Consider the following 20,392-nt stretch of genomic DNA (forward strand, 5'->3'; position numbering starts at 1 on the left):
CGGGCGGCCGGTCGCGGGCTGGCCCAAGCTGATCGCAAAGGGACGAGGGACCGGCCTGCTGCGGAGGTGGCGCACGGATGTCGCTGTTGTCCGAGGTGGTTTCGCCGCTGTCGGCACCGCTGACCCGCAGCGTGAAGCACGGCGTGGCCGCCGGGGCCGACCTGCTGCTCCGCATGGACAAGCGGGACGTCTGGTCCCGCCCCGGACGCTGCCACATCGACGTACGAGGGGTGCGGGGTCCCGGCGGAACCCGGGTGAGCCGGGTGGTGGAGCACGCCCTCGAAGAGCACCCCGGGGTCCTGTGGGCGCGGGTGAACGCGCCCGCGGAACGGGTGGTCGTGGAACTGGCCTCGCCGCCACCGCCCCGGCGGGAACTCATCCGGATCATCGCCCGCGCGGAGGCCCGTGCCGCCGCCGGTGGCGCGGAGCAGGGCGGCCCCGACGGGTGGCGTCCCGAGCCGCACCACCCGGGCGAGGCGCCCCGCACCCGGCCCGCGCTTCCGGTCCTCGCGGCGGACGTCGCGGGGCTGCTGCTCACCGTGGTCACCCGGCTGTCCCCGTGGACCCCGCTGCCCGCCGAGGTGGGGGCGCTCGCCACGGCCGTACAGTGCCATCCCCTGCTGCGCAGGCTGGTGGGATCGGTGCTCGGCGAAGGCGAATCCCCGGACCTGGTGGTTCCGGCACTCAACGCCATCGTCCAGGGTGTGGCCACCCGCGGCGGCGGCCTCGTCCTCGACGCGGCGCAGCGCCTGGCCCAGTGGCGGGAGGGCAACGCGGCCCTCCAGGCGTGGGGGGAGGCCGAACCCCGGCTCGTACGGGGACCGGAGGACGCGTCCGCCGAGCCCACCCTCACCCAACGGCCCCAGGCCCACCGCGATGTGACCGAACGCTATGCCACCCGGGCCATGGGGGCGGGCGCGGCCGTCGGTGCCCTCACCGCGCCCGGCGTCGGCCCGAGGCGCGCCCTCGCGGTGGCACTGGCCAGCATGCCGAAGGCGCCGGAGGCCGGGCGGGAGGGCTTCGCCACCAGCCTGGGCCGGGTGCTCGCGCTGCGGGGCGTGGTGGCCATGGACCGGGGCGCGCTCCGCCGCCTGGGCCAGGTGGACACCGTGCTCCTGGACGTCGACGCGCTGCGCGGCGGCCGCCGTGAACTGACCGATCTGGAACTGCTCGACGGCGCCGGACCCGGAGAGGTCTCCGACCGGCTGTTCGCCCTGTTCGACCCGGCCGCCCCCGCCCGGGTGCGCCACGACGGCGACGGCTGGACGCTCGGCCCCCTGGACGGTCTCGACCTGGAGGGCCCCACCGGCCGGGGAGCCGAGGACCGGCTGCGGCACCGGGGCAGCGAACAGGTGCTCGGCCTCGCCCAAGGCAGCCGTCTGATGGCCGTCGCGGGCGTGGCGACCCGCACCCTGCCCGGCGCCCAGGCCCTGGCGGCCGCCGCGCGCCGTTCCGGGATCCGGGTGGTCCTCGCGGGTGACCAGCCCTATCCCGAACTCGGCTTCGTCGACGCCATGGTGCCGACCGGGAGCCGACTGGTGGCGTCCGTGCGCGGACTCCAGGCGGACGGCGCGGTGGTACTGGTCGTCTCGGGGAACCGGCGCGCACTGGGAGCCTCGGACTGCGGCCTCGGAGTCCACCGGGAGGGCGAACCGCCCGCCTGGGGTGCCCATCTGCTGGTCGGCACCGACCTGGACTCGGTCGCCCTCGTCCTGAGCGCGGTCGGGGTGGCCCGCCAGGTCGACCGGGACAGCGCGGTGCTCGCCGCCGGAGGAAGCGGCATCGGCGCCGTGGCCGCGCTGCGCGCCCCGGCCGCCGAGGCCTGCTCGCGGGGCCAGGCGGCCTGTAACACCGCCGGAGGAATCGCCTTCGCCATGGGTGTCTGGCGTGCCCGGCAGCTGTGCTCCCGCCCGGTCACCCCGTCCGTGGAGACCGTGCCCTGGCATCTGATGCCCGCCGAACGGGCCCTGGAGCGGCTGGGCACCACCGCGGCCGGGCTGTCCGCGGAGGAGGCGGAGGCCCGCGCCAAGGGACCGTCGCGGTCGGGCGTGGCACCGCGGACCACCCTGCCGTCAGCCTTCGTCGAGGAACTGGCCAACCCGCTGACCCCCGTACTGGCGGGTGGGGCCGCCCTGGCCGCCTCCGTGGGGTCCCGGGCGGACGCCCTGCTGGTCGGCCTGATCACCGGGACCTCGGCACTGGTGGGCGGCGTCCAGCGGGTACGCACCGAACGGGCCCTGGCCGAGCTGACCGCGCGCTCCGCCGTGGGCGCCCGGGTGCGGCGCGGGGGCGTCGAACGGCTGGTCAGCGCGGAGGAACTGGTGCCGGGCGATGTCGTACTGCTGCGGCCGGAGGACGTGGTGCCCGCCGACTGCCGTCTGCTCACGGCCCAGGGCCTGGAGGTCGACGAGTCGTCGCTGACCGGGGAGTCCCTGCCGGTGGCCAAGGACCCCACCCCGGTGGTCGCCGCCCATCTCACCGACCGGCTGTCGATGCTCTACGAGGGCACCACCGTCTCCGCCGGTGAGGCGCTGGCCGTGGTCGTGGCCACCGGGGCGGCCACCGAGGTCGGGCGCACCATGGCCACCGCCCGCGAGGCCGCGCCGGTCACCGGGGTCGAGGCCCGGCTGTCCTCGCTGACCAAGGCGAGCCTGCCGGTGGCGACGATCTCCGCGGCGGCGGTCGCCGGGGCTGGACTGCTGCACGGCCGCCCGCTCGCCGAAAGCCTGGCCTCGGCGGTGAACCTCGCGGTTGCCTCGGTGCCCGAGGGGCTGCCGTTCCTCGTCAACGCGGCCCAGCTGGCCTCCGCCCGCCGCCTGGCCGAACACGGGGCGCTGGTCCGCAACCCCCGCACCATCGAGGCGCTCGGCCGGGCCGATGTGCTGTGCTTCGACAAGACGGGCACCCTCACCGAGGGCAATCTCCAGCTCGCCGCCGTCGGCGACGGCGACCGTACGCTTCCCGTCGACCGGCTCGGCCCGCGCCACCGGTCCGTCCTCGCCGCCGCGCTCCGCGCCACCCCCGCCGCCCGCCAGTCCGAGCCGATGGCTCATCAGACCGACCGGGCCGTGGCCGCGGGGGCCCGTCGGCTGCGGGTGTCCGTCGGCCACGGCGCACCCCGCTGGCGGCGCACCGGCACCCTGCCCTTCGACCCGTCCCGCGCCTATCACGCCACCACCGGCAGCACCGCCGGACGCACCCTGCTCAGCGTCAAGGGCGCCCCCGAGGTCGTCCTCGACCGCTGCCGCCACCGGCGGCTGAACGGAGTGCAGAGCACCCTCGACGACGCCGGGTACAAGGCGCTCACCCGGGCCACCGAGGACCTGGCCGGGGCGGGCCGCCGGGTGCTCGCCGTCGCCGAACGCACCATGAAAACAGGGGAGCAGCTCACCGACGACGCGGTGCAGGACCTGGTCTTCGTGGGTTTCGTGGTGCTGGCCGACCCGGTACGCCCCGGGGCCGCCCCGGCCACCAGCCGACTGCGGGCGGCCGGGGTGCACACGGTCCTGCTCACCGGGGACCACGCCGCCACCGCCGAGGCCATCGCGGCCTCCGTCACCGGCGACCCGAACCAGACGGTGTGCACCGGGCCGGAGCTGGACCAGCTCGACGACGAGGCGCTGGAAGCGCTGCTGCCCACGGTGGATGTGATCGCCCGGTGCACCCCGCACCACAAGGTCCGTGTCGTCGAGGCCTTCCAGCGCCTGGGCCGGGTGGTGGCGATGACCGGCGACGGGGCCAACGACGCCCCCGCCATCCGGCTCGCCGACGTGGGCATCGCCCTCGGGCGGCGCGGCACCCCCGCGGCCACGGCCGCCGCCGACCTGGTCATCGGCGACGACCGGCTGGAGACGATCGTCACCGCGCTGACCGAGGGCCGGGCGATGTGGACCTCGGTCAGGACCGCCCTGGCCATCCTGATCGGCGGCAACCTCGGCGAGGTCACCTTCAGTGTGCTCGCCTCCGCGCTCTCCGGCAGCTCACCGCTGAGCGCCCGTCAGATCATGCTGGTCAACCTGCTCACCGACCTCGCGCCCGCCCTCGCCATCGCGGTGCGCACCCCGGCCGAGAGCACCGGGGAACAGCTGCTCCAGGAAGGCCCCCACCAGTCGCTGGGCACCTCGCTCACCCGGGAGATGCTGCAACGCGGGCTGACCACCGCGCTCGGCTCCGGGCTGGCCTGGACGGCGGCCCGCTTCACCGGCACCCAGCGCCGCGCCGGTACGGTGGCGCTGGCCGCGGTGGTCGGCACCCAGCTCGCCCAGACCCTCATCAGCGGCGGCGCCGACCGTCAGGTGCTCATCGCCACCTTCGGCTCCGCTGCGGTGCTGGTCGGCATCATCCAGACCCCCGGCATCAGCCAGTTCTTCGGATCCACCCCGCTGGGCCCCGCCGGCTGGGGCATCGCCCTCGCCGCCATCACCGCGGCCACCCTGCTGCACGGGCGACTGGAGCCCCTGACCCGCCGCCTGGCCGGTACAAGCCTGCTGCCCTCCTTGGGGGAGCAGACCGACGTCCCGGGCGGGGCGCCGCTGCCGTCGTCGGCCGCGGCCGTCCTGGCCGCGGCCCCACTGGCCTGGCTGAGCGGCCTGCTGTCCCGCTGCGGCCTGCCCGCCCCCTGGGCCGGTCGGGCCGCCGCCTCCTGAGAAGCCGTCACCGGCCGCCGGAGTTCCCGCCCCGGTCCGCGGGCGGCACGGTCTCCCACTCCCGGGCGACCCGGCCCGGGTCCAGGCGCAGCCGCCAGACGTTGCGGCGGTGGGCGGCCGTGAGCGCGGCCTGAAGCGGCGACGGCGGCACCGCCAGCACCGGGCAGACGGCGTGGGCGAGGCAGTAGCGGCCCACCGAGGGCCACAGCGCGCGGTGCGGCCGGGAGCGGCGTCCGGCCCCGACGACCAGGACGTCGTCCTCCCGGGCGGCGATCCCCACCAGCGCCGGGCCGGGCGCTCCGCGCGCGGTCAGCGCCCGCATCGGCAGCCCCGGCCCCAGGGCGCCGAACACACCGCGGAGCGACTCCAGCAGCCGCTCCCGCGCCAGCCGCTCCCACTCCCCGGTCATCCCGCACGCCGCGGGCGACCGGCGGGCGGCCGGGTCCCCGCCGGGCGGCTCCCAGGCCAGCACCGGCCACAGCTCCGCACCACGGAGGCGGGCCTCGTCGGCCGCCCGGCGCAGGGCGGCCACGCTGCCCGGCGACCCGCTCACGCCCACCACCACACGGAGGGCCGGGGAGGCGTCGGACTCGGACATCACACACCGTTCCTCACACCCCGAAAGAGTGTCCGGGCGGATCCCGGAGGCTCCCTCCTGTCGGGGACGTTCGTCGATACCGTCTCCATCCCACGCTCCGGACCGGGCCCCGAACAGGCCCCGCGTCCATTCCTGACACCCCTCTGACGGGCCCGCCCGCGCCCCGGGCCGCGCGTGTCAGCAACGCGTCAGCGTCGACCCGCCCGCCGTCAGCGTCCCGTCAGGAGTGGTCCGGCGCCCGGGCCGTACGGGCATAGCGTCAACGGCGAGCCCCGGTCCGCCGCACCGCGCAGCGGGTACGACCCCGGCGCCGCCGCCCGGCTCACCCCTGAAGAAGCACACCACTGCAAGCAGCACACCCCGGCAAGCAGCACACCCCTGAAGCACCAACCGCTCGTCCTGAACGACCGCGGATCCTCCGGGAGGCATCCCATGGCAGAACCCCGCTACGACGAAGACCCCGAACCCGCCGATCGGTTCCCGGCCGGACCCCTGTACGTCCCGGTCCGGCCGGGACCGGCACGGTGCGCCGCCCGGCTCTTCCGTACTCCGCTCGGCGAGCGGACGGCGGTCGGCTTCACCTCCGAGCGCAGGCTGACCGCGTCGCTCGGACCGTCCCAGGCGTGGATCAGGATCGCCGAACCTGCGCTGCGGGCGCTGACCGCACCGCTCGGCGTCAGCACCGTCACGGTCGACCCCCGGTCCACCGCTCCCGTACCGGCCCGCGACGGGCAGCCGCCCCGCACCCGGAAGCAGCCCGGCACGCGCCGCCGGACCGTCGGCACCCGGGACCCGCAGGCCGTCGCAGTACTCCCGGCGACCGGTGCCCCCGTGGCCGTCCCCGCCCTGTCGCTCCGGGCCGGCCGACAGGGAGGACCCGATGACCACCGTTCATGAACCCGCCGTGACCACCACCGCCGCGCCCGACCTGTCGGTGTGGCCCGCCTCGACCGCCGAGCCCCGCCCCGGCGACCTCGCCGTGGGAGGCGTGGCACTCTCCGAACTGGCGGACCGCTTCGGCACCCCCGTCTACGTTCTCGACGAGGCCGAGGTCCGCGGGCGCTGCCGTACCTACCGGCAGGTCTTTCCCGATGCCGAAGTGCTCTACGCGGCCAAGGCGTTCCTGTGCCGGGCCATGGTCCACTGGATGGACGAGGAGGGCCTCGGCCTCGACGTCTGCTCCGCCGGAGAACTGGAACTCGCGGTCACCACCGGCTTCCCGCCCGAGCGGATCGTGCTCCACGGCAACGCCAAGTCCCCGCACGACCTGGAGTGCGCGCTGCGGCTCGGCGTCGGCCGGATCGTCATCGACAGCCCCTCGGAGATCGCGCGGCTGGCCGCCGCGGTCGGGCCCGGGGGCCATCAGAAGGTCATGGTCCGGGTCGTGCCCGGGATCCACGCGGGCGGCCACCAGAAGATCCGCACCGGCACCGAGGACCAGAAGTTCGGCCTGTCCGTCTCCGACGGCTACGCCCAGCACGCCATCGCCCGGATCCTGGACCAGCCGCAGCTGGAACTGACCGGACTGCACTGCCACTTGGGCTCGCAGATCACCAGTGTGAAGCCCTATCTGGGGGCCGTGCGCAGACTGGTGGGCCTGATGGCCCGGCTGCACCGGCAGCACGGCCTGGTGCTGCCCGAACTGGATCTGGGCGGCGGCCACGGCATCGCCTACCGCCCCGGCGAGCAGGCCCTCGACCTCACCACGCTGGCTCGCAAGGTCCGGGCGGAGCTGACCGAGGCCTGTGCCTCGGCGGGACTGCCCGTACCCCGGCTGATCATCGAACCCGGCAGGGCCGTCGCGGGCCCGGCCGGTGTCGCCCTCTACCGCGTCCTCGCCGTCAAACGCACCGGCGGCCGCACCTTCGTGGCCGTCGACGGCGGGATGAGCGACAACCCGCGGCCCGCCCTCTACGGGGTGCGGTACGCGCCCCGCCTGGTGGGCCGGGACAGCGGCGCCCCCCTGCTCCCGGCGACCGTGGTGGGCCGCCACTGCGAGGCCGGGGACGTCCTCGCGGCCGGGGTCCCCCTCCCGGAGGACGTACGGCCCGGAGACCTGCTCGCCGTGCCCGTCGCCGGTGCCTACCAGCTGTCGATGGCCTCCGGCTACAACCTGGTCGGCCGCCCGCCGGTGGCCGCGGTGCGGGACGGGCACGCCCGGCTGCTGGTCCGCCGCGAGTCCTTGGACGACATCCGCAGCCGCGACGTGGGGCTGTAGTGCCACGGCCCCTCTTCAGTCCTCCTGGCCCCCGAAGGCGTCCAGCAGGCGTTCCGCGGCCCGGGTGGCCGTCAACTCGCCGTTTCTGACCTGCTGTTCCAGGGCCGGTGCCAGGGAGCGGACTGCCGGGTCGGCATACAGCCGGCCCAGCAGTTCGTCGCGGACCATGGTCCAGGTCCAGTCGACCTGCTGGTCCCTGCGCCGCTCGGCCAGGCGCCCCGAGGAGTCCAGCAGCGCGCGGTGCTGCTCCAGCCGCTCCCACACGATGTCGAGGCCCGTCGACTCCCTGGCACTGCAACTGAGCACCGGCGGCGTCCAGAAGGCGTCCCTGCCGTGCATCAGCCTGAGTGCGCCAGCCAGTTCACGCGCCGCGGCCCGGGCGTCCCGCTCGTGCGGGCCGTCCGCCTTGTTGACCGCGATCACATCGGCCAGCTCCAGGACACCCTTCTTGATGCCCTGCAACTGGTCCCCGGTGCGGGCCAGGGTCAGCAGCAGAAAGGAGTCGACCATGTTGGCCACGGCCGTCTCCGACTGGCCCACACCGACCGTCTCCACCAGGACCACGTCGTAGCCCGCGGCCTCCATCACCACGATCGACTCCCGGGTCGCCTTGGCGACCCCGCCCAGCGTCCCGGCGGTGGGGGAGGGGCGGACGAAGGCCGCCGGGTCGACGGCCAGCCGCTCCATCCGCGTCTTGTCGCCGAGGATCGAGCCCCCGGTCCGGCTGGACGACGGATCCACGGCCAGTACGGCCACCCGGTGCCCCAGACCGGTCAGCATGGTGCCGAAGGCGTCGATGAAGGTCGACTTGCCCACCCCCGGCACCCCGCTGACGCCGATCCGCCGGGCCCGGCCGCTGTGCGGCAGCAGCTCGGTCAGCAACTCCTGCGCCAGCGCCCGGTGCTGGGGGCGGGTGGACTCGACGAGGGTGATCGCCCGGGCGACCACCGCCCGTCTCCCGTCGAGCACGCCCTTGACGTATGTGTCGAGGTCGAAGGCCATGGGATCACGGTCTCACAGGTCGCCGTGGCCGAGGGCTTCCGCCAGCCGCGTCACCAGGTCATGGGCCGCGTCCGGGATCACCGTGCCGGGCGGGAAGACCGCCGCCGCGCCCATCTCCAGCAGGGTCGGCACGTCCTGCGGCGGGATCACCCCGCCGACCACGATCATGATGTCGTCGCGGCCCTCCTCGGCGAGCGCCTCCCGCAGCGCGGGCACCAGGGTGAGATGCCCCGCGGCCAGTGATGACACCCCGACGATGTGCACATCCGCCTCGACGGCCTGCCGCGCCACCTCCCCGGGGGTCTGGAAGAGCGGGCCGACGTCCACGTCGAAGCCCAGGTCGGCGAAGGCGGTCGCGATCACCTTCTGCCCGCGGTCGTGGCCGTCCTGGCCCATCTTGGCCACCAGGATGCGCGGCCTGCGCCCCTCGGCCTCGGCGAAGGCGTCGACCAGGGCCCGGGTACGGTCCACGTTCGGCGACTCGCCTGCTTCGTTGCGGTACACACCGGAGATCGTACGGATCTGGCTCGCGTGCCGTCCGTACACCTTCTCCAGGGCGTACGAGATCTCCCCGACGGTCGCCTTCGCCCGGGCCGCGCGCACCGCCAGTTCCAGCAGATTGCCCTCGCCGCCCGCCGCGCGGGTGAGCGCCTCCAGCGCGTCCTGGCAGACGGTCTCGTCCCGCTCCTCACGCAGCCGCCGCAGCTTGGCGATCTGCTGGCTGCGCACCGAGGAGTTGTCGACCTTCAGCACCTCGATCTGCTCGTCGGAGTCCACCCGGTACTTGTTCACCCCGATCACCGGCTGCCGCCCGGAGTCGATCCGGGCCTGGGTGCGGGCCGCGGCCTCCTCCACACGCAGCTTCGGGATGCCCGCGTCGATGGCCTGCGCCATGCCGCCCGCCCCCTCGACCTCCTGGATGTGCTGCCAGGCCTGGCGGGCGAGGTCGTAGGTCAGCCGCTCCACATAGGCGCTGCCGCCCCAGGGGTCGATGACCCGGGTGGTGCCGGACTCCTGCTGGATCAGCAGCTGGGTGTTGCGGGCGATCCGGGCCGAGAAGTCGGTGGGCAGCGCGAGCGCCTCGTCGAGGGCGTTGGTGTGCAGGGACTGGGTGTGGCCCTGGGTCGCCGCCATCGCCTCCACACAGGTGCGCGTCACATTGTTGAAGACGTCCTGCGCGGTCAGGGACCAGCCGGAGGTCTGTGAATGGGTGCGCAGCGAGAGGGACTTGGTGTTCTTGGGGTCGAACTGCCGCACCAGCTTGGCCCACAGCAGCCGGGCCGCGCGCAGCTTGGCGATCTCCATGAAGAAGTTCATGCCGATCGCCCAGAAGAAGGAGAGCCGGGGGGCGAAGGCGTCCACGTCCAGGCCCGCGTCCCGGCCCGCCCGGATGTACTCCACACCGTCGGCGAGGGTGTACGCCAGCTCCAGGTCGGCCGTGGCGCCCGCCTCCTGGATGTGGTAGCCGGAGATGGAGATGGAGTTGTAGCGGGGCATCCGCTGGGAGGTGAAGGCGAAGATGTCGGAGATGATCCGCATCGACGGCTTCGGCGGATAGATATAGGTGTTGCGGACCATGAACTCCTTGAGGATGTCGTTCTGGATGGTCCCGGCCAGCTTCTCCGGCGGCACACCCTGCTCCTCCGCCGCCACGATGTACAGCGCCAGCACCGGCAGCACGGCGCCGTTCATCGTCATCGACACCGTCATCCGGTCCAGCGGGATGCCGTCGAAGAGCTGCCGCATGTCGTAGATCGAGTCGATCGCCACGCCCGCCATGCCGACATCACCGGTCACCCGCGGGTGGTCGCTGTCGTAGCCGCGGTGCGTGGGCAGGTCGAAGGCGACGGACAGGCCCTTCTGACCGGCCGCCAGATTGCGGCGGTAGAAGGCGTTGGACTCCTCGGCCGTGGAGAAACCCGCGTACTGCCGGATCGTCCACGGCTGGTTGACGTACATCGTCGGATACGGGCCCCGCAGATAGGGGGCGATCCCCGGGAAGGTGTCCAGGAAGTCCAGACCCTCCGTGTCCTGCCCGGTGTAGAGGGGTTTGACCGTGATGCCCTCGGGCGTCTCCCAGAGCAGGTCGGCGCCGTCGGCGGCCTTCTTGACGGCGGTGCGCCACTCGTCGGGGCCGTGGCTCTCGGCCGGTGTCCCCAGCTCGATCGCCGAGAAGTCGGGGATGGACATCAGGACACTCCCATGCGGTCGAGCGTGGCGGAGAGCACGGCCACCGCGTCGCAGCCGGCGAAGACATAGGTGTCGACACCCGCGTACGGGCCCGGCCGTCCGGCGAGGAACACCTGCTCGGCGCCCGCCGCCCGGAGCTCCTGTGCGGTGGTCTCGGCCTGCTCCTGGTACAGCGGGTCGCTGGAGCACAGGCATGCCTCCCGCGCCCCGCTCTCCTCGAAGGTGCCCTGGGTGACGGGCTCGATGCCGCCCGCCTGGAAGAGGTTGGCGGCGAAGGTGAGCCGGGCGGTGTGGGCGGCGGCCGGGCCGAGCGCGGCGAGGTAGACCCGGGGCCGGGCACCGGTCGCGGCGAGGTGGGCGTCGGAGCGGGCCCGCAGCGCCTCGTACGCCTCGTCCCGGCGCACCCGGGGCAGGCCCCCGGACGGCGGTACCGGCGCGGGGGCGCGGACCACCGGCTTCTCGTCCAGGTGCGGGAACTCGCTGACGCCCGTCACCGGCTCGCGCCGCTTGGCGAGCCGCGCGCTGCGCGCGGACCAGGTCCCGGCCAGCCGGTCGCGGACCAGACCGGAGCGCAGGGCGGCCCCCTGGCCCCCGGCCCGCTCGATCTCCTGGAAGAACTCCCAGGCCGCGTGCGCCAGTTCGTCCGTCAGCCGCTCCACGTACCAGGAGCCGCCCGCCGGATCGATCACCCGGCCGAGGTGCGACTCCTCGATGAGGATGGTGGAGGTGTTGCGGGCGATCCGCCGTGCGAAGGCGTCCGGCAGGCCCAGCGCCTGGTCGAAGGGGAGCACGGTCACGGCGTCGGCGCCCCCGACCCCGGCGGCCAGGGTCGCCACCGTGGTGCGCAGCATGTTCACCCAGGGGTCGCGGCGCGTCATCATCACCGGCGAGGTCACCGCGTGCTGGAGCTGTGCGCCCGCCTGCGGTGCCCCGCAGGCCTCGGCGACCCGGGCGAACAGGCGGCGCGCCGCGCGCAGCTTGGCCACGGTGAGGAACTGGTCGGCGGTCGCCGCGTACCGGAACTCCAGCTGCGCACAGGCCTGTTCGACGCTCAGGCCCGCCGCGGTCAGCTCGCGCAGACAGGCGACGGCGGTCGCGAGCGAGCAGCCCAGCTCCTGCGCGGCGGAGCCGCCCGCCTCGTGGTACGGCAGGGCGTCCACGGTCAGCGCCCGCAGCCCCGGATACCGGTCGGCGCACAGCCGGGCCAGCTCGGCCACCGGAGCGAAGTCGTACGGCTGTCCGGTGCGGGCCTGGTGGCCCAGCGGGTCGGCGCCCAGGTTGCCGCGGGCCGCGTCCGCGGCGACGCCCCGCTCCTCGTAGAGCGCCAGCAGCCGCCGTGCGGCGGGCCCGGTCTCGGCGCCCGCGTCCAGGACGACGGGCGCCAGGTCCAGATAGACGCCCTCCAGGGCGCGGTCCAGGGCGGCGACGGGGATGCCCGCGTCGCCGACGCCCAGCCACAGGGAGGTGACGCCGTTCTCCAGGTCGCCGAGGACCGCGCCGGAGTCCGCGACGGTGTGCTGCTGGCGCACGTCCCAGCCGCCCGCCGTGTTCCCCTCCGGCCGCCCCCCGCGCACAAAGGGCGCGAAACCGGGCAGCCCGGGATCGGGCGCGTGGTCGCGCGCGGTGTACAGCGGCCGGGTGCGCAGCCCGTCCTCCAGAGCGGTGGACAGGGCGTCCTCTGCCTCGGCGACGGGGACTTCCTTGCCCGACTTGTGCAGCACACCCGCTACCAGGTGCTGCCACTGTTCCAGGGTCGCGTCAGGGAACTCCGCCGCCAGGGAGAGTCCTTCGTCAGGCAGGACGGTCATGCTCGGATGCTAGGGCAGGTGGGCACCTGAGCAGCAGAGGGCGCGGTTGTGACCTTGTTCTCTTTGGGTGAGCGGGTGGGCACCGGGGTGGGACGCGGTCCGCCCCGGTGCCCGGCGTGCGGGCGGTCCGCCGCCCGCACGCCGCCCGCCGGTCAGCGGAGGTCGATCACCGTACGCAGCTTGCCGCTGGTCGGGGTGCGCTCGAACGCCTCCCTCGCCACGGTCTCCACCGCGAACGTCAGCAGCCCCTCCTCCTCCGCGGAGGCCAGCTCCGCCACCTCGGCGGCGAGGGCGTCCCGCGCGGCGGCGCGATCGGAGGCGTAGCTCTCGTCGAGGCGGACCGTGAGCAGCTCCCGGCCGGTGCCGGGGGTCACGAGCATCTGCACCTCGCCGTGGTAGCCGAGCCGTTCCTGCGCCGCTCGCAGGATGCGCCGGTAGTTGACGAAGTAGGTGCCGACGCGGACCACGTCGCCGTAGCGGCCGAGCAGTTCCAGCCGCTGCACATGGCTGCCGCAGGGGCAGGGGCCCTCGACCGCGCGGCCCAGGTCGCCTATCTCGTAGCGGTGCAGCCGCTGCCCGGTCCGCGCCCGGGAGGTGAAGACCAGACGCCCCGGCTCGCCCGGCGTCACGGGCCGGTCCTCGTGCGGGTCGAGGATCTCCAGGGTGTGCAGATCGGTCAGCACATGGTGGACCGAGCCCTCGGACGCGGCGCACTGGTAGCCGAGCGGACCCAGATCGGTGCTGCCGTACGCGGCCGAGTGGATCACCTCGACGCCGAACTCCTCGGTCAGCACCCGGCGCTGCTCGGCGGTGAAGTGCTCACCGCCGTAGAACACCGTGCGGATGCCGCCGTAGGCGCGCAGCCGGTCCCGCTCGGCGTGGAACAGCTGCCACAGATAGGACGGCATGCCGAAGACGGTGTCCACCCGGTGGGTGACCAGCGCCTCGGCGACCACGGCGTGGTCGGGACCCGCGGCCATCGGGATCTGGGTGGCGTTCAGCCGCTCCAGGATGGAGAAGAAGCTGATGAAGCTGCCGTACATGCCGCCGCAGTAGAAGAGGTTGGCGGCGCGGTCGCGGGCCGGGTCGAAGCCCGCGGCCAGCAGCCCGTCGGCCGCGGCGCGCATCTGGTGGTCGTAGTCCTCGCAGGTGAACACCGACAGCGCGGGCGTGCCCGTGGAGCCGCCGCTGCGGAAGTACAGCTGGGCGTGCTCGGGGGCCAGCGAGGCCAGTGCCTGCTGGACGCCCTCCTTGCCCAGCAGCCCTCCGCCGGGGGCCGGGGGCAGCACCGGCGGCGCCACCAGGTCGTCCAGGCAGGCCACGGTGCGGAACGCCTCGTCCGAGGTGCGGACGCCGACCCGGCGGCTGTAGCGCTGGAGGGCGTACACCCCGTCGTGCGGCTCGCCCTCGTAGCCCTCCAGCATGGAGCCGACCGGGGTGACGCGGGTGACGCCCGCGGCGAACGCGGCCCGTGCCACCTCGGCCACGTCTGCCGTGCCGCCGCCGACCGCCATGGTCTGGAGGTAGCGGCGCATCGGCCGCAGGGTGGCCGTGACGGCGTGCCGGGGCAGCGGCTTCACCCGGACACTGCGGTGCAGCGGGGAGGCGTCCAGCGCGGGGCGGGTGTCGGCCAGCACCCGCCAGGAGCCGTCCTCGGCGGCGATCACCCGGGTCAGACCGAGGTGCTGTTCGAGCCGGGCGAGCCGTTCCACGGTGGTGATCTCGGCTTGCTCGGCGGTGTCCGGCAGCGGGGCGGGCCGGGTGTCGGAGACCTTGGCGAGGTGCTCGGCGAAGAGCTCGGCGAAGGCGAACGTCTCGGCGGTGTCCTCGGTGTCGAGATAGACCACCTGCGGGCTGGAGCACGCCTGCTGTTCGAACCGGCAGACGTCCTCGGCGAGCGCGTCGAGCACGGCGGTGTCGGCGGCCGCCTCCCGGGTCAGATACGCGAAGGAGATCCGGTGCCCCCACTCCACGATCCGGCAGTCGGGCGGTGCCAGGTCGCGCACCGCGGCGACGGCGTCCTCGCCGCCCCACACGGCGATCGCGTCGGCCTGCCCGCACAGTGCCGTGAGCCACTCCCGGCGCGAGGACGGGAAGCGCAGGGCGACGACGCGTTCGGCGATCAGACCGCTCGGGTCGGCGGCGCCGAGCGCGGCCAGCAGATCGAGGGCGAGCGCGGTGTCGGTGCTGCTCGTCTTGAGGACGTTGAGGTTTCCGGCGAGCAGTCCCTCGATCACGCTCAGCGGTGCCACGGTGGCGGCGTTCCCGGGCGCGATGTGCACCAGCAGGCCGACCGGGGCCCAGGCCTCGAACACCGTCTGCCGGGCGTCCGGGCGGGTCAGCTGCTGGGGCCGCAGCCCGCCCAGCTCCCGGCGGAGCTTGCGCTCCAGGGCGGGCCCGGTGAGCGCCGCGCCCAGCTCGGCGAGGGTCGCTCCGGCCTCCTCGGCAGGCAGGTGCGCCGCAAGCCGGGTGTGCAGGTCCGAGGCGGGATCGGCCAGTTGGGCGCTCACCGCGGCGCAGGCGGCGACCACCACATCGGCGGGCAGCGGACGGCCCAGGATCCGGCCGGTCAGCTCGGGCAGCCCGGCAAGGCGGCGCGCCGCCTCGGCGTCATCGACGAACTCGCCCTGCCAGAGGTGGAGTGCGGAAGTGGTCACGACATTCCCTTCAGGAGTTCGGCGGCGGCGACCGCACAGCTGCGGTTGCGGCTCACCCCGGCGCGGCCGTGCACGGTGAACCAGTCGGTGGACAGCGGGCAGCCGCACTCCTCGCCGGGGTGCAGCGACGCCATGTCGCCCATCAGGACGCTGTGCGCCGGTACGGAGGTGATGTACGGGCTGACCAGGTGGAGAAAGCCGCGCTCCCCGTACGGCAGCGGGCGCAGGGTTGCCGTGTCGCGGATCGCGGCGCGCGACCACACGGGCACATGCAGCCGGTGCTCGGCGCACTCGATGTAGGGCACGCAGTGCTCGACGGACCCGAAGGTGTCGCGCACCCGCTCACCGGGGATGCCCAGGCGCTCGGAGATCCGGGCGTAGAACTCCTCCTTGCCGATCTGCCGGTCGGTGTGGCCCTTCCAGCCGCCGCCCAGCACCACCAGCGAGCCTTCGGGCAGCCGCAGCGGCGGCAGCCCCATGGCCTCCATCCGCTCCAGGGTGAAGTGCAGGAACGCGGGGAAGCCCAGGATGCGGACCGGCACGTCGTCCTCGGCGTAGCGGTGGAGCGCCGCGATACAGCCGTGGACGTCGAACTCATGGCCGGAACCGGTGTGCCGCAGGGCGTGCGTGGTGTGCCGGGCCGGTGCGAAGTCGCACAGGTAGTTGTCGGTGAAGGAGGTGCCCAGCTTCAGCGAGGGCGCGGGCTCGTAGCTGTAGAGCAGGTAGTTGACGGGCTGGTCGGGGGTGATCCAGCCGTAGTGGTCGAAGATGCGGGCCACCATGCGCTGGGCCGAGCGGATGGTCCACTCGTCGAAGAACATCTGCGACTTCTGGCCCGTGGTGCCCGAGGAGGTCAGATGGAGGAAGACGTCCTCGCGGGGGATCGAGAGCACCTCGTGCCGCTTGAAGAACGCGGCGGGCACCAGCGGGGTGCGCACCTCCTCGCCCACGGTCGGCGCGGGCGCCTCCGGCGGGTCCTGGAGCAGGGCGCCGAAGAACGGGGAACGCCGGGCGTGCCAGGCGTTGGCCTCGGCCATGGCGGCCGCGAACAGGGCATCGGCGTCGGGCCCGGTGGCGTAGGGCGACTCCAGGTCGCACAGCTGTTGGACCCGGCCGAGTTCCGCCGGGTCGGGGACCTCGACGGGAGCGAGATGGGGGTTCATCGGGACACCTCGTGAAGGGGCAGATAGGTGGCGGTCCAGGCGCTCAGATAGGCGCTCAGATAGGGCTGGAGCAGCGCGCTGACCGCCGTGGTCCGGAAGTCGATCTGACGGCTGGTCCGGGACAGCACGACATAGTCGTGGAAGCGGTCGCCGACCCGGCGCATCGCCGGATAGACCGCGCTCGGCACGAACCCCGAGGCGAGGAAGACCTCCAGCGCCTCGGTGTCGGCGAGCGGCAGCAGCGTCTCGGTGTAGTCCGCGCCGGCCCGGGTGACCACGGAGATCAGTGCCTCCAGCGCGCCGGACACGGCCGCGGGACGCGGATGTACGGCGATCAGGGCGCAGCTGTTCGCGACGGGGTCGAGATCGGCGTACGCCTCGAACCGGCCGTCGGCGGCGACCAGTACCGCGTTCGGTGTGTGCAGGGGGAAGAAGCGGTCACCGGCATCGGGGACGCGCTCCAGGAAGCGGCGGCGCACGAAGGACGAGGCGGCGATCAGCTCGATCGGTTCGGCACCGGCGGCGGACGGCAGCGCGGGGCGGGTGGCGATCGGCTCCGGGGTGCCGAAGCCGATGCCGACCCCCGAGGACGCCGCGGACAGCAGCGCGGCGAGGCGCTCCGGTACGCGCTCGACCGGGGCGCGGCGCTCCAGCACCCCGTCGGCGTAGCGGGCGAACAGCGCGAGGCTCTCGCAGCCCTCCACTTCGACGGCGTTGGGCATCAGGCCGAGCGGCCGGAAGCCGTTGCGCAGCACCACGTGCTGGGGGCCCTCGGTGACCACCCGGACGGTGGCGTAGACCGAGTCGAGGCGGCCGCTGCCGAAGGCCTCCTCGCACACCGCGCCGGTCAGCACGGAGGCCAGGCCGCCGCCGCGGTGTCCGGGGTGCACGGCGAGACCCACGAGTTTGCCGACCCGGCTGCCCGGGTCGGTCTGCACCACGGCGGAGCCGACCAGGCCGCCGCGGTCCGTGCGGGCGGTGAGCCAGTGCGCGCTGCCGTCGGTGATCAGCCGGCGCATCACGGCCGGGTCGCTGCCGAGCGGCACCGGGTAGCCGTGCCCGTACACATCGAAGTACAACTGCCGCAGTTCCGCGATGTCCTGGACCGCGGCGGGGGCGAGGACGGTGTTCATGAGGCGTCTCCCGCCAGTGCGACCGGACGCCCGGATCCGGCGGACGGTTCGGGTTCGGAGTCGTCCGCGCGGCCGCCCAGCCACCACAGCGCCACGGCGACCGGGACCAGGCCCGCGCCCTGGACCAGGCACAGGGCGCGGGCGCTCAGATGGTCGCCGAGCGCGCCGAAGACCAGCGAGGTCACAGGGAAGGTGGCGCCGAGCAGGGCCTGCATCGCCGCGAAGAAGCCCGCCTTGTCCCCGGCGGGCACCAGCCGCTGGAACAGGGCGACGAATCGGACGCCGATCACGCCGACGCACCATCCGGCCACCACCAGCGCACCGGCCGCGGGCAGATGCCCGGTGAAAATACCTGGCAGCGCCAGGGCGCCTGCCATCACGGCCAGGCAGATGCTGCCCAGGACGGTCGGACGCCCGGGCAGCCGTCCGCCGGTGAAGGAACCGAGGAGCGTGCCTGCCCCCAGGGCCACTTCCAGCGAGGCGACGGTCGAGCCGGTGGAGTGCAGCACACCCCGCGTGTACAGCGGCATCACGACATAGACGGCCGTGGTGAAGACATTGGCCGCGGCGAAGCACACCAGCACCCGGCGGACGAACGGCAGTCCGCCCAGGATGCTCCGCAGCGTCCGCCGCTCCGGTGCCGCCTCGGCCACCGGGCCTTGCGGGGCGGTGGCGTGCGGGAACCGGACGGAGGCGATCAGCAGGGCCGCCAGCAGATAGGCGCCCGCGCATCCGGCGACGACGCCCGCGAGTCCGCCCGCGTCGACCACCAGGGGGCCCAGCAGGCCCCCGACGAGTCCGGCGATGGACTGGGTGGCCAGCTCGAAGCCGGTGGCCGCCTCGATGTCCGCGTCCTCCACCAGCTCGGGCACCGAGGTGGTCAGACATGGGTCGAACAGCGCCTGACAGGCCGCCAGTGCCAGTCCGGCCGCGTAGGCGGCGGGCACCGGCAGCGTCCCGGTGTACGCCCAGACCGCCGCGGCCCCGGCGCAGACACCCGCCGTCGCCGCCGCCACGGCCAGCACCGTGCGGTGGGCGTACCGGGCCACGACACGGGCCACCACCGGGGCGAGGGCGACCGCGGGCAGGGTGCTCACCATCAGGAACAGACCGGAGGCCAGCCCGCGGCGCTCGCCGCCCGCGAAGCCGACCAGCCACCAGACCGCACCGACCTGGAACATCCGGCTCGCCATCTGGGTCAGCAGCTGGCCGACCCAGACGGTGCCGAACGACGGATTGCGCAGCACCACGGGCAGCCGCCGCGCGGGGGACACGGGGGTACTCATGCGTGCGGCCGTTCGTCGACCACGCGGATCAGCTTCCCGGAGCGGTTGTTGACCGCCAGGTCCCGGTGGCGTGCCCACTCCACGGCGAGCGGGTTCACATGTCCGGCGGCCGTCGCGCTCGCATAGGCGGGGCGCTGGGCCAGCACCTCGCGGGCGACGGACTCGGCCAACGGGGCGTGCCGGTCGGAGACTTCACTTGTCGCCAGGCGCAGGACCAGGCCGTCCCGGCCGTCCTGACGGCGCACCACCAGTTGCAGCCCGCTCACCTCACCGGCCGCGTCGGCGGCCGTGACGATGTCGTGCACGTCCTGGGTGTAGAGCGAGACGGGGCCGACGCGCACCCCTTCCTCGGCGCGGCCGAGGATGCGGAACAGGCCCTCGTCCGGTGCCACCCATTCGGCCCGGTCGCCCGCCGGGTAGCGCAGGATCGGCATCAGCCGTCGGCGCAGATCGGTGACGACCAGTCGGCCGGGCACGCCCTCCTTCTCGATGGGCAGTCCCGTCTCGTCGTCGAGGATCTCGACCACCGTGTGCGGGGTGAACGCCCGGTGCACCCGCGGATCGCCGCCGGGCACGGCCTCGCCGAGCAGTCCCGCGTCCACGCTTGCGTATCCCAGGGAGCGGGCCTCGGCGTGCGGGAACGCGGCCTTCAGCAGCGGGAGCTGGTCGCCGAAGAGGCACTCGCCGCCGAACAGCAGCAGTTCCACGTCGGGCAGGGTGCGGCCCGCCGAGGACAGCCGCTCGGCCAGCGAGCACAGGGTGGTCGGCGTTCCGGCGACGACCTCGACCCGGAACTCCTCCAGGGTGTCCGCGGTGGACTCCCAGGGCGCGGCACCGCCGAGGGGCAGCCGCACATTGGCCACCGGGGAGCGGTGCAGCGAGTCGAGAACGAAGTTGAAACTGGCGTACAGATCACCCGCGTAGAACAGGTCGGCCACGCGATGACCGGGACGCAGTCCGGCCGTGAGGAGTCCGGCACCGAAAGCGGTGGTGAACTCCCGCCATTCCGTACGGGTGTAGTACGAGAACTTCGGGGACCCGGTGGTGCCTCCGCTGCGGAAGACGACCGCCTCGTTCAGCGGCGCGGTGAGCAGCGTGTTGTCGCGCGGTGAGTTGGCCCGCCAGAATTCCGTCTGCGGTACCACCGGGAGATCCGTGAGGTGAGCCACATCCTCGGGAAGATGGGCGTAAAGCTCCCGGTAGAAAGGCGAGTTGTGGCGCGCGAAGCGTATGAGTTCCGCAAAAGGTTGAACTGGCATCGATTCCTGCTCGAAGGCATGCTCGGTGAACCGTCGGCAAAGGGAAAGGCCGACGGTGGTGCGACGGACGGGGTTCGCTACGAAACAGCGAAGAAGCGTGTGTCACTGACGATGTGATGCATCGGCGCACCCGGAATTGCCGGTGCGTCCACCCCCGAAGGATATCTCATCATTCGGAACACTCTTGCGCCAACCGTCCTACTGTGCATACCAATTCGGAGTTTTGCATGGGCGCACGGTGGCCTAATCCGGTTCCCTCTTCATGGGGAGACGGTCGTCACAAAGAGGCCGGGTTCTGTTCCATAAGCAATAGTTGAGGCTTCTTCAAGAGCCTTTTATGGAAAGGGCGTAGGGATTGTTTTCGGCCACGATGGCCGCGACGGCCGTGCGGGACGGCCGTCGACCACGGCCGGTCCGCGCGCGCCCGGCAGG

At 73.6% G+C, this 20,392-nt stretch carries 13 protein-coding genes; 4 read left to right on the forward strand and 9 right to left on the reverse strand.

What is annotated here, in order from left to right:
- The first annotated feature begins 77 nt into the window (after positions 1 to 77).
- Entirely contained in the window at positions 78 to 4,646 is a 4,569-nt protein-coding gene (locus tag ACIHAA_RS04235; protein WP_399812816.1) for an HAD-IC family P-type ATPase, read from the forward strand.
- A gap of 7 nt (positions 4,647 to 4,653) precedes the next feature.
- Here ACIHAA_RS04235 and ACIHAA_RS04240 read toward each other — a convergent pair whose 3' ends face one another.
- Positions 4,654 to 5,244, reverse strand: a complete 591-nt coding sequence (locus tag ACIHAA_RS04240) for a universal stress protein (protein ID WP_399812818.1) — start codon at positions 5,242 to 5,244, stop codon at positions 4,654 to 4,656.
- A gap of 432 nt (positions 5,245 to 5,676) precedes the next feature.
- Here ACIHAA_RS04240 and ACIHAA_RS04245 point away from each other — a divergent pair, with 432 nt between their 5' ends.
- Both ACIHAA_RS04245 and lysA read left to right on the forward strand, forming a co-directional pair.
- Entirely contained in the window at positions 5,677 to 6,141 is a 465-nt protein-coding gene (locus ACIHAA_RS04245; protein ID WP_399812820.1) for an SAV_915 family protein, read from the forward strand.
- Positions 6,125 to 7,462 carry a diaminopimelate decarboxylase gene (gene lysA, locus ACIHAA_RS04250; protein WP_399812823.1) on the forward strand — a complete coding sequence of 446 codons (1,338 nt, stop codon included), beginning with the start codon at positions 6,125 to 6,127 and terminating at the stop codon, positions 7,460 to 7,462. The genes ACIHAA_RS04245 and lysA overlap by 17 nt, the downstream gene beginning before the upstream one ends.
- 15 nt (positions 7,463 to 7,477) lie before the next feature.
- Here the strand turns inward: lysA and meaB are convergent, their stop codons facing one another.
- From meaB to ACIHAA_RS04290, 8 genes are all read right to left on the reverse strand, one after another.
- Entirely contained in the window at positions 7,478 to 8,464 is a 987-nt protein-coding gene (gene meaB / locus ACIHAA_RS04255) for a methylmalonyl Co-A mutase-associated GTPase MeaB (RefSeq protein WP_399812826.1), read from the reverse strand.
- A gap of 12 nt (positions 8,465 to 8,476) precedes the next feature.
- On the reverse strand, positions 8,477 to 10,654 hold the full coding sequence (gene scpA / locus ACIHAA_RS04260; protein ID WP_399812829.1) for a methylmalonyl-CoA mutase: 2,178 nt from the start codon (positions 10,652 to 10,654) through the stop codon (positions 8,477 to 8,479).
- On the reverse strand, positions 10,654 to 12,462 hold the full coding sequence (locus ACIHAA_RS04265; RefSeq protein ID WP_399812831.1) for a methylmalonyl-CoA mutase family protein: 1,809 nt from the start codon (positions 12,460 to 12,462) through the stop codon (positions 10,654 to 10,656). The genes scpA and ACIHAA_RS04265 overlap by 1 nt, the downstream gene beginning before the upstream one ends.
- A 152-nt stretch (positions 12,463 to 12,614) precedes the next feature.
- Positions 12,615 to 15,119, reverse strand: coding sequence for an acyl-CoA reductase (locus ACIHAA_RS04270; protein WP_399812833.1), 2,505 nt, complete (start codon positions 15,117 to 15,119; stop codon positions 12,615 to 12,617).
- On the reverse strand, positions 15,116 to 16,282 hold the full coding sequence (locus ACIHAA_RS04275; RefSeq protein WP_399812835.1) for an acyl-protein synthase: 1,167 nt from the start codon (positions 16,280 to 16,282) through the stop codon (positions 15,116 to 15,118). The genes ACIHAA_RS04270 and ACIHAA_RS04275 overlap by 4 nt, the downstream gene beginning before the upstream one ends.
- The gene (locus tag ACIHAA_RS04280; protein ID WP_399812838.1) at positions 16,279 to 17,415 is read right to left on the reverse strand and encodes a GNAT family N-acetyltransferase; all 1,137 of its coding nucleotides are present in this window, start codon (positions 17,413 to 17,415) and stop codon (positions 16,279 to 16,281) included. Before ACIHAA_RS04280 ends, ACIHAA_RS04275 begins: the two co-directional genes overlap by 4 nt.
- Entirely contained in the window at positions 17,412 to 18,701 is a 1,290-nt protein-coding gene (locus ACIHAA_RS04285) for an MFS transporter (RefSeq protein ID WP_399812842.1), read from the reverse strand. The genes ACIHAA_RS04280 and ACIHAA_RS04285 overlap by 4 nt, the downstream gene beginning before the upstream one ends.
- Positions 18,698 to 19,960 carry a phenylacetate--CoA ligase family protein gene (locus tag ACIHAA_RS04290; RefSeq protein WP_399812845.1) on the reverse strand — a complete coding sequence of 421 codons (1,263 nt, stop codon included), beginning with the start codon at positions 19,958 to 19,960 and terminating at the stop codon, positions 18,698 to 18,700. Before ACIHAA_RS04290 ends, ACIHAA_RS04285 begins: the two co-directional genes overlap by 4 nt.
- On the opposite strand from ACIHAA_RS04290, the gene ACIHAA_RS04295 reads away from it, so the two are divergent.
- Entirely contained in the window at positions 19,862 to 20,077 is a 216-nt protein-coding gene (locus ACIHAA_RS04295) for a hypothetical protein (RefSeq protein ID WP_399813749.1), read from the forward strand. The genes ACIHAA_RS04290 and ACIHAA_RS04295 overlap by 99 nt on opposite strands.
- The last annotated feature ends 315 nt before the right edge of the window (positions 20,078 to 20,392 follow it).

Origin of the sequence: Streptomyces sp. NPDC052040 (assembly GCF_044548405.1) — a bacterium.
Taxonomy (GTDB): Bacteria; Actinomycetota; Actinomycetes; order Streptomycetales; family Streptomycetaceae; genus Streptomyces.